The following is a 14,149-nucleotide window of genomic DNA, read 5'->3' as shown; positions in this document are numbered from 1 at the left end:
AAATCATTGAGGCTCGGCATCAGAATGCCTCAACGATTTTCATCTCTCAATTTGCTCCCGAAGGATGGCACGATAAAATTGGAGAACACACCATGGCGGACGCCATCTTAGACCGTATCGTTCATAATTCCTATCACATGCTCATCGACGGCGAAGATTCGATGAGAAAGCGAAAAGCACAGTTGATTTAAGTCCAGCATTGCTAACGAGAGCCATCTATTCGCGGTGGCTCTCACCTCTGAGAGGGCGGCTCTATTTCATTAACAACGTGGCTCTCACTCATTAACCCAGCGGCTCTGCCGCACCGAAATATTCAAAATTAATAAAGATAAGAGCAAATAAGAAATTTTCATAGACCGATAGATTAATAGAAGATATAACCAATTGTTTTCAGAATAAAATTGAAGAAATGCAAACTGATTATGACAGGTACTGGGTTATTTATAGGTACGATGAAGAGGATGATCTTGTTCTGGTGAGATATAGAGCATTTGTTACTGAATAATCTTAACTGGATTTCGAAGGTAATATGAAAGTCTAATAACACTGTTACCCCGATGCGGACGCACGACCCTCAGTCCACCGATTCATTTAAAGGAAGTGATACAAGGAACTCAGCAAACAAGAAAGGGAGGTAGTCCAAAATGCAATTAGGAATGCCAACGTTAATAGAATTTAAAACTCTTGAACAAAATGTTGACCTATGCAAAGAATTAGGTCTTGATTTCATTGAACTAAATATGAATCTTCCGATATGTCTACCTGAGAATTTAAGCCATCAGGAAATAAGGCATATTAAGAAAGGTTATGACATTGAATTTACTGTTCATTTACCAGAAGAAATTGATTTATCATCGTTTCATCCTTCAATAAGAATGGGACATTTACAGAGGTGTAAAGAAACAATTGAATGGGCTAACATGGCAGGGATACAAACTCTAAATATGCATTTAAATAATGGCATCTACTTTACATTACCACACGAACGAATGTGGATTAATGAACAATACGAATCAGAATTTAATAAATTACTCTTTGAATCCTATTCACAACTCTATCAGCTTGCTAATAGTTTAGATGTTGTTTTATCGATTGAAAATACATGTAATTTTCATATTCCATTCATTAGTAGGGCTCTCGAGATGTTAGCGAAGTTCGATAATTTTCACCTCACATGGGATGTAGGGCACGATGCTAAAGTTAGTTTTAAGGAAGAGGTTGTATTCCGAAGATTTACTGATCGCATTAAGCATATGCATCTCCATGATTGCAATGATAAATCTGACCACCAGCCCTTATATAGCGGTAATGTTCCTATTAATGATCGACTTCTTTTTGCTGAAAATCATGACTTGTCCGTTGTGATTGAAGTAAAGACAAGTGCATCTTTACGTGAATCAGTAGAACAAATAAAGAAAAATTATAAGTTTATTTGAACTTGGTCTATACTGCCAAAACTCATAACGTATAACAATAAAGAAAGCCCGGAAGCGAATTACACATTCGCAACGGGCTTTTCCTATGTTCTTACTTGGTTCCACCTTCGGCAAGAATGGTTTCCCAGATAGCGCCTTTGCCATAAAGCTCTTTGTTCACTTTATCCCAGCCGCCGAGGTATTCAATGTTGAACAAGCCGGCAGGTGTTGTATAGTTTTTCTCGTATTGCTTAGCAACCTCAGGCAGAACGGGACGGAAGCCTTTTTCTGCGAATACTTTTTGAGCTTCAGGTGTGTATAAGAAGTCTAGGAAGGCTTGCGCTACTTCGCGATTACCATGTTTGTCTACGTATTTATCAATAAGGGCAACTGGATTCTCAATGGATGTTGTGTATTGTGGAATGATTTCAACATACTTTTTACCGGATTGAATACGAGCCAGCAGCTCATTTTCATAAGTGACGATCGCATCGCCAACACCTTTATCGAAGGTAGTAAGGGAATCTGCACCACTTTTATCCAGTACTTTTATGTTTTTATAGACTTTGCTTACGAGATCTTTTGCCGCAGCAGGGTCTTTTTTACCAGCAGCTTCAGAAGCTTTCAAGCCTGCTCCGTAGATTGCATTAATATCCCATTTGGCTCCACCGGAAGTGCTCGGATTAGGAATCAGAACTTCAACACCCGGTTTCGTCAAATCTGCCCAGTCTTTAATTCCTTTTGGATTGCCTTCACGAACACCAATTGCAGCGATCGAAGCTGTGATATTACCTTTGTAAGGATTGTTTTTCCAGTCGTGCGTAATTAAACCTTTTTCAGCGATCTTTTGAATATCACCTTCCAAAGACAGTGGAGCGATATCTGCTTCAAAGCCTTGAATAATGGCAGTAGCTTGCGCACCGGAAGCCACATAGGATTCTTGGAATTCAACAGTTTGACCCGTTTTCTTTTTCCATTGATCTTTAAATTTAGGAATAATGAGATCGAAGGATTCTTTGACGACCGAATAAGCTCCAAGCGTAATTGTCACTTTGCCGCCTTCAGCCTTTAGAGCAGCGCTTGCCACGGATGTTGATGCCGCCGCTGCAGATGGAGAAGGTGAGCTACCGGGTTTCGTCCCCGTTCCGCAGGCTGTTAGAGCAATACTTGCTGTGAATAATGTTGCTGTGATTAAGCCAAGCGTTTTGAAATTTTTCATGGTTTACAACTCCCCTTCTAATGTATACAAACAATTTTTATATAAAAACAGGCAGTGGATCTTGTTTAGCCTGATTCTCAATCAACTTATTGTCCGTTTTCGTAAACACAGAGATGTGATGGATGAGGATATTTACCTCGTCTCCAGGTTGGTAAATCTTTTCCTTTACGGACTGATAAGCAAATAGCTTGATAGCCCCTGTATCAATTTCCAAATACCAGGAATCCCCGCGGAAATGAGCATGTGTTACTTTTCCTTTTTCCCCAGCTGTAGCGAGATGAGAAACATCATGGTTGCGAACTTCAATGGATTCTGGTCGAATCAACACGTTAACGTCTGGAAGCCATTGACCATCCTTCTGTAATTCTTCCAAGTAAGGAAACCCGATTAGTGGGGTATATTGCGAAATAATATTGGATTCTCCAATGAACGAGGCTACAAAAGAGGAAGCAGGTTTTGTGTAAATCTCCCAAGGACTTCCTTGTTGCTCAATTTTCCCCCCCTGAACAAGAATGATTTCGTCCGCAACTTCGATGGCTTCATCCTGATCATGCGTGACGAATAACGTTGTTACTTTAAACTCGTCGATGAGGTTTCTCAGCCAAACGCGGAGCTCTTTTCGAATTTTAGCGTCAATGGCTGCAAAAGGTTCATCAAGCAGGAGCAGTTGAGGCTCGGGTGCTAAAGCTCTTGCGAAGGCAACCCGTTGGCGTTGACCGCCAGAGAGCTGATGAGGGTATTTACGTTCACTACCGGCAAGCCCCATCAAACCCAGAAGGTAAGAAACGCGATCTTGAATGAAGTCCTTAGGCTTTTTCAAAACCTTTAGGCCATAAGCGACATTTTCAAAAACAGTCATATGTTTGAAGAGAGCATAGCTTTGAAATACGAAGCCAATTCCTCTTTCTTGAACCGGAAGATGAGTCGCCAGTTTCCCGTCGAAGTAAATATCGCCAGAAGTTGGGCTTTCTAGTCCCGATAACATTCGAAGAATGGACGTTTTACCGCCTCCGCTTGGCCCGATCAAACCGACCAGATGACCTTTCGTAATACTGAAATTGACGTCCTTGATGGCATGAAACTGCCCGAAATGTTTATTTAGGTTCTTGACTTCGATATGCATGCTGGGCTCCTCCTTAATGGCTTCTCAATTTTTCACTTCTTCTTTTCAACCACTCAAGCGCTAATAAAATAGAAATCGAAATGAGACCTAAGACGAAAGCAACGCTGTTAGCTGCCACGAGGTGGAATTGTTCGGCATCTTGATAAACAAGGGTTGTCGCTGTTTGCGTTTGATTAATGATATTGCCGGATACGACAAGAATCGATCCAAATTCGCCAAGCGCTCTTGCGATCGTTAAGATGAGACCGTATAGCACGCCCCAACGAATACCTGGCCATGTAATTTGAATGAATGTACGCCAGGCGCCAGCTCCTAAAGTAGCAGAAGCTTCTTCCGACTGTGTACCAATCTCTTCAAGTAAAGGCACCACTTCTCGTACCATCAGAGGAAATGTAATGAACATTGTTGCTAAGACCATGCCGGGTACAGCATAGACAATTTTCATATTATGGTCTTCCATGAAGGTGCCAAACGCGGTGTTTGGACCAAAGATCAAAATAACCATTAACCCAACAATGATAGGAGATACAGCAAAAGGGAGATCAATAAGTGCGTTGATGATTGGTTTCAACCAGCGGGAGATCCAAGAACCTCTGACAATTTCTAAAGAAACGTAAATGCCGACAATGGCATTAAGAATGGTTACAATCACTACGATAATTAACGAAATTTTCATGGCATGCAGGGCTTCAGGTCGTACGAGAGCGTCGAAAAAAGCTTGCGGGCCTTCTTCAAAAGCACCAAAGGTAATCCCAAGAAAAGGCAACATAATAAGTAAGAAAATAACGAGAAATGAAATACTGATTAATACTTTTCTCATGCTAGGCGCCCCTTTCCGCGTGTCAGTACATTGATGATCCAGAGAATAAGGACGGACAATGTAAGGAGCACTAGAGAGATAGCGGCTGCGCCTTCGGGGTTGAAATTCTGTGTTTCACCATATATATAGACCGATGCGACCATCGTTTTACCTGGCAAATTGCCTGATATGAGGGAGATGGCTCCAAATTCGGCAAGTGATCGGGAGAAGGCGAGCATGCTTCCGGCTATGATCCCAGGGAAAATGGCTGGGAAAACGATTCTACAGAAGGTGTAAAATCTACCCGCACCAAGCGTAAAGCTGGCTTGTTCTTCCGCTGGATCGATTTGTTCAAGCAAAGGCTGAACAGTTCGAATAACAAATGGAAAGGTAACAAATACAAGCCCTATCACGATAGCCGTTTGATTATAAAGCAGTTTAATTCCCAAATGGTCGAGCCAGACACCAAGCGGACTTGAAGGTCCTAATAGGGTTAGGAACATTAAACCAGCTACGGAAGTCGGAAGCGAGAAGGGTAGATCTACCATACTGTTTAAAATGCTTTTCCCGCGGAAGGTGTAACGGACGAGGACATAAGCAATGATGGTGCCTACAATTGCTTGAATGATGGTCGAGACAACACTGAGCTTAACGGTTAGCACAATGGACTTCCAGGCTAAGGGTCCTGTAACCTCTTTCCAAAATGGATCCCATCCTAATGAAAATCCTTTCAAATAGATGGAACCTATCGGGATGACAAGAAGTACTATCAAATAGCCGATAAGCACAGATCGAACCGTAGCTTTAAAAACCTTATTTCCCACATTACACCACCTAATGTCATTAATCATATCTTTTTACTCGGAATAATAAATTGACTATACCAACGGATGGTCTGATTTGTCAATACGCCTAACCGCAATTTTATGCAAAGAAAAATCAAATATTTATTTGATAAGTCATTTCACAAATAATATTCATGATTTCCAAGACAAAAGCACTGTTTTATTACATGACTTTCGGATGTTATAAGACAAACCTATTAATGAAGAGATATTTTAGTATGAATAAATGGTGTTTGAAAATAACTATTTCTTAATGACATAGTCTTTTCGCAGGTACAAAAAGTCATTGACGCAGCTTAAAACCGGTGATAGTATAGTAAACATATTAAAACCAAGTAAACAGGTATGAATTATTAAATTAATTAAAAGAGTCGACCAGATGACTGGAGACTCCCATTCTCGCTTCGTATTTTGAGGCAGGAATCGGGAGTCTTTTCTGTTTTCTAACGCCACTTTACTTTATGAGAAGAAAGAGGGATTCACATGCTAGCTAATGGCACTTCATCATTAAAGGAATCTAAGTTTTGGCAGCCTTGGGTCATACCGATCGTCATTTTGCTTCTCTGGCAAGTTCTTGGATTATCCGGTTGGTTATCTGAGCGCATCTTGCCAACGCCTTGGGAGGTTTTAACTGCTTTATACGGTGTAATTAAAGATGGAACTATGTTTGAATACGTAGCCGTGAGCACGAAGCGGGCTTTTCTTGGGTTCCTGATTGGCGGGAGTATTGCTTTCGTCATTGGTTTGCTAAATGGGGTGTTCCCAATAGCCGAACGATATATAGATTCATCTGTTCAAATGGTGCGAACCATCCCGCACTTAGCGATGATTCCACTCGTTATTATGTGGTTCGGTATCGGCGAGACATCGAAGCTTTTCCTTGTTTCATTGGGAGTTGCGTTCCCCATATACCTTAATACATTTCATGGGATTCGATCCGTCGATCCAGGTTTAGTAGAAATGGGCAAAGTGTATGGCCTAAAAGGATTCGCGTTATTTGCGAAAGTGATTTTGCCAGGGGCATTAGCGAACATTTTACTAGGCATCCGATTTTCATTAGGCATCATGTGGCTCAGTTTAATTGTTGCTGAAACGATCGCGGCAGATTCCGGAATTGGTTACATGGCAACGCATGCGAGGGAATTTATGCAAATGGATGTTGTTGTATTATGTGTAATCTTGTACGCCTTATTAGGGAAATTATCTGATTTAATTGCCAAGTATTTTGAAAATCGTTGGCTGAAGTGGCATCACAACTACTTGAATAAAGCCTAGAGAAGGGGGATAAGTCATGACTATGAAAAGCGGAGGCACTCAGCTGCACATTCGGAATGTAAACAAAGCATTTGGTCAAACTCAAGTGTTATCTGGGATTGATTTATCGATTAAACAAGGTGAATTTGTAGCCATAGTGGGTCGCAGCGGATGTGGAAAAAGTACGTTGCTTCGTTTAATTGCAGGTCTCGATGAAGCTTCAAGTGGTGCAATCTTATTAGATGCTCAGGCGATTAATGGTATTCACGAAGATACAAGAGTACTGTTTCAGGAACACCGTCTGCTGCCATGGAAAAAGAATATCGATAACGTGCGGATCGGTGTTAAATCCGGCGACAAGGAAGTCGCCTTTAAAGCACTCCAGCAAGTTGGGCTTGAGCATAAACGGTATGATTGGCCTGCTGTTCTCTCCGGTGGTCAAAGGCAGCGGGTAGCCTTGGCAAGAGCATTGGCCGGTAATCCGCGTCTACTGCTTTTAGATGAACCGTTAGGCGCTTTGGATGCTTTAACTCGGATAGAAATGCAGCAGCTTATTGAGCAGCTATGGTTGGAGAAGCAATTCACGGTTCTGTTGGTCACGCACGATGTTAGTGAAGCAGTAGCGTTAGCTGATAGGGTCATTATTATCGAAGATGGAAAAATAGGGCTAGACTTAAAGATCTCACTTTCTCGACCTAGAGAGCATGATAGTGGATTTGCTTATTATGAGAAGACCATTTTGGATAGGCTTCTTGTGAAGCAGCCGTATGAGCAGGCAAGAGCTGCAGCAGATGCATTTTCAATTTAACCAATAGAAGAAGGATCATAAAGGAGGACGAAGGAATGGCTCAATTTGATTTGCAGCTTCAAGCGGATGTACTAATTATTGGTGGGGGACCATCTGGCGCATGGGCGGCCATCACAGCGGCGAAAGAAGGAGCGAAAGTCATCCTGGTCGATAAAGGATATTGCGGAACGAGCGGCGCCACGGCACCATCAGGAACAGGCTTATGGTACGTGAATCCTAATGCGGATGAGCGTGAGGAAGCGATGAAAAGCAGGGAAGCGCTAGGCGGTTATTTAGCTGACCGCGGTTGGATGAAGAAAGTTCTAGATCAAACTTATACCAATACGAATCAAATTGCGGCATGGGGATATCCATTCCCGCTCGACGAAACGGGAACTTCGCATCGGAAGAGCTTACAGGGACCCGAATACATGAAGTTGATGCGTAAGCAAGTGCAGAAAGCAGGAGTTCGCATCCTGGACCACAGCCCGGCGCTCGAACTGCTAGCTGATGAGCATGGTGTTGCCGGGGCAACGGGGGTGAACAACCAAACGAAAGATACATGGCGTGTAGATGCGGCTTCAGTTGTGATTGCAACGGGCGGATGTGCTTTCCTTAGTAAGGCTCTAGGCACGAATGTCTTGACAGGTGATGGGTACTTGCTAGCAGCTGAAGCGGGAGCTAGCTTATCAGGCATGGAATTTTCTACCGCGTATTCGTTAGCACCGGCCTTTTCTCCTGTAACGAAGTCTGCTTTCTATACATGGGCCACTTTTTATTATGAAGATGGTAGCGTAATTGAAGGCGCGGGCTCGCAAAGGGGGCGTTCGGTGATTGCTCGAACGCTGCTGACTCAGCAAGTATTCGCTAGAATCGATAAGGCTGATGATATCGTCAAAAAAGCGATGCGCCAAGCGCAGCCTAACTTCTTTCTATCGTTCGATCGTCTGGGCATTGACCCGTTCACGCAAAAGTTTCCTATCACCCTGCGCTTTGAAGGGACTGTAAGAGGGACAGGCGGCATCCATATCATTGACGAAACGTGCGCGACGGAAGTGCCTGGTCTTTATGCAGCAGGAGATGCAGCGACAAGAGAACTAATCTGCGGTGGATTTACCGGTGGTGGAAGTCACAACGCAGCTTGGGCTATGTCCTCTGGGTATTTCTCAGGTGAGGCATCGGCTAAATATGCATTGAAACTGGGTGTTGGAGCTTTAAATAGGAAGGCGAAAGGATTGTCCGAAGCAACAGGTGTACCCAAAAAGTCAACGACAAGATCCGATGCTCCCGATACACAAGAAATTATAAAAGCGGTTCAAGCAGAAGTATTCCCGTATGATCGCAATTGGTTCCGCACAGGTGAAGGCTTGCAGGATTCGCTGGGGCGCTTGAATCATCTCTGGCATGAACTGAAGCAGGGCATTCAAGCTAGTGATGGGAATGTTGTACGTGTTCGCGAAGCGGCAGCTATGACGGCCACAGCAAGATGGATGTATACCAGTGGTTTGGAGCGAAAGGAAACACGTGGCATGCATCGCCGGGAGGACTTCCCGCGAGTTGATCAAGATCAGCAATATCGCATCATTAGTGGCGGGTTGGATACAGCTTGGGCTAAGCCTTTACTTGATTCATCCATTTCAAGCGTCAAAAAGGAGGCAGTTGTGTAATGATTGAACTCCTCAGTAAGGATCGCTGCATTAGCTGCAATCAGTGCGTATCCGTATGTCCAACGAATGTCTTTGAATCGGTAGCAGGAGATATTCCGGTCATCGCCAGACAATCAGACTGCCAAAGCTGCTTCATGTGTGAGTTATACTGCCCAACGGATGCTCTATACGTTTCTCCAGTAGCTGAACAAACGGTAGCAGTCAACGAAGGGGAATTAGTTCAAGAAGGTTTATTAGGAAGCTATAAAGAGAACATAGGCTGGGGAAAAGGCAGAGAATCGACAGCCTCCTCTGACGGTTCCTATATCATTTTCCAACGTATGCGGGCATCGCATTAATTCTTTCAATATCCATTTCACAATTATCAGGGGGTCCAAAGACATATGACACAGAGATCAATTAAATTGCTCAGTATTGCACTTATTTTAACTTTATTTACAGTATTGTTAGCGGCTTGCGGTGCAAAATCGACCAAAACATCGGCTACAGCAACGACGACAACAGCATCAGATGCAAAAATTACACTGCCTGAAACCCTTCGAATTGGATTTATTTCGGCGAATAATAATAAAACCATTACCGGACCTGAAGGCTGGGCGCAATCCAAGGGTTACTTGGAGGGCGAACTTAAGAAATACGGTGTTAAGGAGTTTAAATATTTCAACTTCCCAAATGGTCCTAACTTGAACGAGGCGATTACCGCGGGAACGCTGGATGTTGGGATTTATGGGGATACTCCCGCTATTAATGGGAAAGCTGCAGGTCTGAAGACGCGTTTGATTAACCAAACGCAAATCAATATGAATGCTTGGCTGGTAGCTAAAGCAGACGGTCCGAAGACTTTAGCTGATCTCAAAGGTAAAAAAGTCGCTACTTCCCAAGGTTCCTATATGAGCCGGTATTTAACTAGCTTGCTTAAGGAGCAAGGCCTTGATAAGGATGTGAAGATCCTGCATTTATTGCCTGCTGATGGCGAAGCTGCGCTATCCCGCGGTGACATTGCAGCTTATGCCTATCCAACGGGATTCGGACCATTACTTCTGAAAAAAGGATATGTTGCCATTGATGAAGCGGCCAAACATCCAGTTCTGCAAGGCTCAAGTCTAACGGTAGTTACAGAAGATTATGTGGCTAAGAATCCTCAATTTCCTAAAATTTGGAACGATCTTCGCACGAAAGCAGTGAAGGAAATTCGTGAAAACAATGAAGAATTTTTCAAATTCTATGCGGAAGCATCCGGTTATCCAGTGGACGTTGTGAAAGCATCTTTCAAAATCGAGCAGTGGCCCGTTGAATCAAGCACTCCAGATGGTTTAAAGCTTGTAGAGGAAGCGAAGAAATTTCTCGTGGAACAAGGATTGGCGAAGAAAGATTTTGTTATAACCGAATGGGTGATAAAATAAGATTGACCAAGGGGGGATGAGGGTGAAAGAAGTTCCAATTTCCTATGTAAAGGCCAATCAAACGGGTATTGTTGTCTTTGTTCTGCTGGCATTTGCGTTTCAATGGACCTGGCTTGTTGCCTTGCTTTGGGTGATTCAGGTATTTAGCCTAGTAGGTGGCGGGAAATGGAATCTGTTCGTAGCGCTGTCTAAACGGTTTCTGTCTCCAAGCGGCACTGAAACACAAGCTGCAGAATTGACAAGGTTTAACAATGCTTTAGCGGTATTATTTCTATCTTTATCGCTTGCATCATTTGTCATAGGTTGGAGTATGGTGGGATATATCTTCACAGGCTTCTTACTTTTAGCCGCAGGAGCAGCATTGTTGGGCTATTGCGTTGGATGTACGATTTATTATCAGTATAAGCAGTTCATCGTCAGTCGGCGAGTGAAGCGCGGTTAATGAAAGGTAAATATGGAAAGACTCTCACTAGAGCAAGGTGGGAGTCTTTTCTATCCGCATTATAAAGTAATAAACATCTTATTAGGATCAATAATGATTACCGAAAATATGTTGAAAATAGGATTGACACCTCTAAAAGGTGATGCTAATATTGGTTTATAACTAATCCTTACTAAACTTATCGGAATTATATGTGAAAACGAAAGGGAGTTAACAACATGGAGCATGCTATCACAATTCAAAGCGACGACGTCGAATTGGCCGCAACGTTACATTACCCGACGAATCAATCAGGAACTGCGCAAATTGATTGTCAACGTTGGCCGCTTATTATCATCTGTCATGGATTTATTGGCAGTCGAATAGGGGGGGATCGGTTATTTGTGAAAGCAGCTCGTGAATTTAGCTCCCAAGGATACCTCGTTCTCCGTTTTGATTACGGTGGTTGCGGTGAAAGCACTGGCGAATATGGCGCCGGCGGGCTGGATGTTCTGATTGAACAAACGCGAAGTGTCATTGATTATGCCTCAACAATTGATTGTGTAGATCTTAGCCGTGTGATTTTAGTAGGTCATAGTTTAGGCGGTGCGGCTGCCGTTTTAACAGCAGCGAGAGATAATCGTGTGAAAACGCTCGTACTATGGTCCGCAGTCGCACATCCCCACAACGATATTGTAAGAATTGTAAGCAAAAGTGAATATGAGAAGCTTCCACTAGGTGGATCGATTGATCATCATGGTTATATATTAACAAGTCGATTTTTTGACTCTTTATCCCAGTATCAACCGTTTGAACAACTGCGTAAATTTAACGGCGATGTCCTCGTTATCCACGGTACCGCGGACGACACGGTACCAGTCGATTATGCGCCATTATACCAGAAGATGTTCTGGATGCGATCAGAGGGTCAATGCGAACTCGAGCTTGTTTATCAAGCCGATCATACTTATTCAACAACAAGCTCAAAGAAAGAACTTTTTGAGAAAACAGGGAACTGGCTGTCCTTTATTCAGAAGCAGAAAAAAGATTGGAACGATTGGACTATTTAAAGGAAGCGGAGGCAAGAGAATGGCGAAACCACTAGAATTAGATGATATTTGGGTAGATAGGATTAAACAAATGTTAAACGGGTTGGAATACGGTTCCGTTCAAATCGTCGTTCACGATGGTAAAATTGCTCAAATCGATAAGACAGAGAGAAAACGATTCGACGCGCCATCTCAACCGCAATCCCAATTGCAAGCAGTGAAATCAGTCAAACAAACAAGTAAAGGTTAGAGTTTAGCGGTTTAAATTTAAAATGTTCTACAAGCCCTCTTTCTTCGGAAAGAGGGCTGTTTTCATGTAGTAAAAGCTTTATAATGAGGAAGAATAGGCGTAACATTTTGGAGTAAAATGGAAAGTAAATGGAGGGCGCTTATGCAGAAGCAGCATTTTATTTGGAAAGACTCTAAACAGAATAATAACTATGTTTATGAATGGCTGCCTGATGAGTCCTGTGAAATAAAAGCGATTGTGCAAATCGCACATGGCATGTCCGAGACGGCCGTTAGGTACGAGAGGCTAGCTGCTTTATTAACGAGTCAAGGTTATGCTGTCTATGCAAACGATCATTTGGGGCATGGGCGAACAGCAGGTTCACCAGAAGCCGTAGGTAAATTTGGCAAAGATTGCTTTCATAGCATGGTTGAAAATATGGGACAAACCACAAACGAGATCCGTAAAAGGTATCCAAATCCTATTCCGTTATTTGTGATGGGTCATAGTATGGGATCGTTTTTAACGCAGCACTACATGGTGTCGTATTTAAATGGACATCCCGATAACGTTCAAGGAATCATTCTTTCAGGTACAAATGGCAAACAAGGTGCAGCTTTACAAGCAGCAATCGCTATTGCTACAGCCGAAGCAGCTATTCGTGGAGATCATCACCGGAGTAAGCTTGTAACGTCTCTTTCATTTGGAGCTTTTAATAAAAGATTCGCACCGAACCGAACGCCATTCGATTGGCTAAGTAATGATGCAAGTGAAGTTGATAAGTATGTAGACGATCCTTATTGCGGCGTTACATTTACATCGGGTTATTTCAGAGATTTCTTTCGAGGACTAAAGGAAATTCATCAAGCTAAGCACATCAACCAAATTCGTAAAGATTTGCCTTTATACGTATTCTCAGGTGAAGATGATCCGGTTGGTGGGGGTAAAGGGGTACGCAGGCTGCTTAGCATGTACCAAGGGCTAGGGCTTAAGAACGTTAGCAGTAAGCTCTATCCTCGCGGCAGGCATGAAATGTTGAATGAAGTGAATCGGGATGAAGTCATGAATGACATTGCAGCATGGCTGAACGAACAGGTTGCATCTAGGGGTTAGAATAACGAAGTGAATAAAAGATAGAAAGCTGCTCCTCTTTGTAGAGAAATCTATGAGTGAGGGGCAGCTTTAGTTCCACGCCAGAAAGTATAAGTTTCGAGGTAGAGCTTAATGGCATCCCCTTTCTAAGGTGGACATTCAAAAACTTCTGCAATTGTGCAAAGTCGGCTGTCGATCATTGTGGACAAACGCTAACGAACTCAGATAACGTTATGAAGCCCAAAAGCGGGCTTTTGATAGTCTAACGAATCGAGAAAACGCTATTACAGGAAAGAAAGCCCCAAATCACGCTTTTTCGCTAACGTAACGCAGCTGCGATTCGTTAGCCATTCGAGTATGCGCATTATGAGGACAATTGCGTGTGCACGGTTCGTTAGCTTTGCGACAGCTTCCAAAATCGGTCTGCAGAGAAAAGAGGATGATCATGGAGAAAGCGGATACGGGCGGTTGGAGCCCTATATCCAATTCCCTCCCCAAGCTCAAACATATGAATTAGCATACAAAGGACCTGAGGCAAAGCCTCAGGTCTTTCTTTATTGTATAGGAAATTATGCGGGATGCGGATCTGTGGATAAGTAATGTAGAATGGAAATGGGGGGGATGAAGGATGGGTGAGCCGAAATCGTATAAAAAGAAAGGGACAGTCAAGAAAATCTTGAAAGATCACTTTCATGGGTTTTGGCAAATGCATGCCGAATCCTATCCCGAATCTGTTCGTAAAAGCATAGAAGAAACGGTTCAGAAAGCGATGAAGTGCGGCAGTAGAGATCTGGGCTTTGCGTTGTATGAGTGCAAGGGATGTAAAGAAGGAGAACCGGAACCGGT

General features: G+C 43.0%; 16 protein-coding genes. 12 read left to right on the top strand and 4 right to left on the bottom strand.

Annotated elements, in window-relative coordinates:
- Positions 1 to 191, top strand: a 191-nt coding sequence (locus G519_RS46205; protein WP_036635122.1) for an ATP-binding protein, incomplete at its 5' end; no start/stop codon positions are given.
- Positions 192 to 644: 453 nt separating this feature from the next.
- Positions 645 to 1,436 carry a sugar phosphate isomerase/epimerase family protein gene (locus G519_RS0135625; protein ID WP_029198660.1) on the top strand — a complete coding sequence of 264 codons (792 nt, stop codon included), beginning with the start codon at positions 645 to 647 and terminating at the stop codon, positions 1,434 to 1,436.
- A gap of 91 nt (positions 1,437 to 1,527) precedes the next feature.
- On the opposite strand, the gene G519_RS0135620 is transcribed toward G519_RS0135625, so the two are convergent.
- Genes G519_RS0135620 through cysT form a run of 4 tightly spaced genes read right to left on the bottom strand, consistent with a single transcriptional unit; the run spans position 1,528 to position 5,380 of the window.
- Entirely contained in the window at positions 1,528 to 2,634 is a 1,107-nt protein-coding gene (locus tag G519_RS0135620; protein WP_029198659.1) for a sulfate ABC transporter substrate-binding protein, read from the bottom strand.
- Between the two features lie 37 nt (positions 2,635 to 2,671).
- The gene (locus tag G519_RS0135615) at positions 2,672 to 3,757 is read right to left on the bottom strand and encodes an ABC transporter ATP-binding protein (protein WP_029198658.1); all 1,086 of its coding nucleotides are present in this window, start codon (positions 3,755 to 3,757) and stop codon (positions 2,672 to 2,674) included.
- A 13-nt stretch (positions 3,758 to 3,770) separates the two neighbouring features.
- Complete coding sequence (locus G519_RS0135610; RefSeq protein ID WP_029198657.1) at positions 3,771 to 4,577, bottom strand: sulfate ABC transporter permease subunit; 807 nt, start codon at positions 4,575 to 4,577, stop codon at positions 3,771 to 3,773.
- Entirely contained in the window at positions 4,574 to 5,380 is an 807-nt protein-coding gene (cysT, locus tag G519_RS0135605; protein ID WP_029198656.1) for a sulfate ABC transporter permease subunit CysT, read from the bottom strand. Before cysT ends, G519_RS0135610 begins: the two co-directional genes overlap by 4 nt.
- 504 nt (positions 5,381 to 5,884) lie before the next feature.
- On the opposite strand from cysT, the gene G519_RS0135600 reads away from it, so the two are divergent.
- The 10 genes from G519_RS0135600 to G519_RS46200 all read left to right on the top strand — a co-directional run.
- Entirely contained in the window at positions 5,885 to 6,676 is a 792-nt protein-coding gene (locus G519_RS0135600) for an ABC transporter permease subunit (protein WP_029198655.1), read from the top strand.
- A gap of 16 nt (positions 6,677 to 6,692) precedes the next feature.
- The gene (locus tag G519_RS0135595; RefSeq protein ID WP_029198654.1) at positions 6,693 to 7,463 is read left to right on the top strand and encodes an ATP-binding cassette domain-containing protein; all 771 of its coding nucleotides are present in this window, start codon (positions 6,693 to 6,695) and stop codon (positions 7,461 to 7,463) included.
- A gap of 35 nt (positions 7,464 to 7,498) precedes the next feature.
- Entirely contained in the window at positions 7,499 to 9,109 is a 1,611-nt protein-coding gene (locus G519_RS0135590; RefSeq protein WP_029198653.1) for an FAD-dependent oxidoreductase, read from the top strand.
- The gene (locus G519_RS0135585) at positions 9,109 to 9,447 is read left to right on the top strand and encodes a 4Fe-4S binding protein (protein ID WP_029198652.1); all 339 of its coding nucleotides are present in this window, start codon (positions 9,109 to 9,111) and stop codon (positions 9,445 to 9,447) included. Before G519_RS0135590 ends, G519_RS0135585 begins: the two co-directional genes overlap by 1 nt.
- Before the next feature lie 45 nt (positions 9,448 to 9,492).
- Positions 9,493 to 10,512 carry an ABC transporter substrate-binding protein gene (locus tag G519_RS0135580; protein WP_029198651.1) on the top strand — a complete coding sequence of 340 codons (1,020 nt, stop codon included), beginning with the start codon at positions 9,493 to 9,495 and terminating at the stop codon, positions 10,510 to 10,512.
- Between the two features lie 22 nt (positions 10,513 to 10,534).
- The gene (locus G519_RS0135575; protein WP_029198650.1) at positions 10,535 to 10,954 is read left to right on the top strand and encodes a DUF4395 domain-containing protein; all 420 of its coding nucleotides are present in this window, start codon (positions 10,535 to 10,537) and stop codon (positions 10,952 to 10,954) included.
- A gap of 218 nt (positions 10,955 to 11,172) precedes the next feature.
- Complete coding sequence (locus G519_RS0135570) at positions 11,173 to 12,003, top strand: alpha/beta hydrolase family protein (protein WP_029198649.1); 831 nt, start codon at positions 11,173 to 11,175, stop codon at positions 12,001 to 12,003.
- A gap of 19 nt (positions 12,004 to 12,022) precedes the next feature.
- A complete protein-coding gene (locus G519_RS0135565; protein ID WP_029198648.1) occupies positions 12,023 to 12,232 on the top strand; it encodes a YezD family protein in 210 nt (69 codons plus the stop codon).
- A gap of 141 nt (positions 12,233 to 12,373) precedes the next feature.
- The gene (locus G519_RS0135560; RefSeq protein ID WP_029198647.1) at positions 12,374 to 13,324 is read left to right on the top strand and encodes an alpha/beta fold hydrolase; all 951 of its coding nucleotides are present in this window, start codon (positions 12,374 to 12,376) and stop codon (positions 13,322 to 13,324) included.
- A 607-nt stretch (positions 13,325 to 13,931) separates the two neighbouring features.
- On the top strand, positions 13,932 to 14,149 hold a 218-nt coding region (locus G519_RS46200; RefSeq protein ID WP_036635117.1), incomplete at its 3' end, for a transposase zinc-binding domain-containing protein.

Origin of the sequence: Paenibacillus alginolyticus DSM 5050 = NBRC 15375, assembly GCF_000422905.1 — a bacterium.
In the GTDB taxonomy this organism is placed as follows: domain Bacteria; phylum Bacillota; class Bacilli; order Paenibacillales; family NBRC-103111; genus Paenibacillus_E; species Paenibacillus_E alginolyticus.
This window is presented reverse-complemented; position numbering and strand designations above follow the sequence as displayed.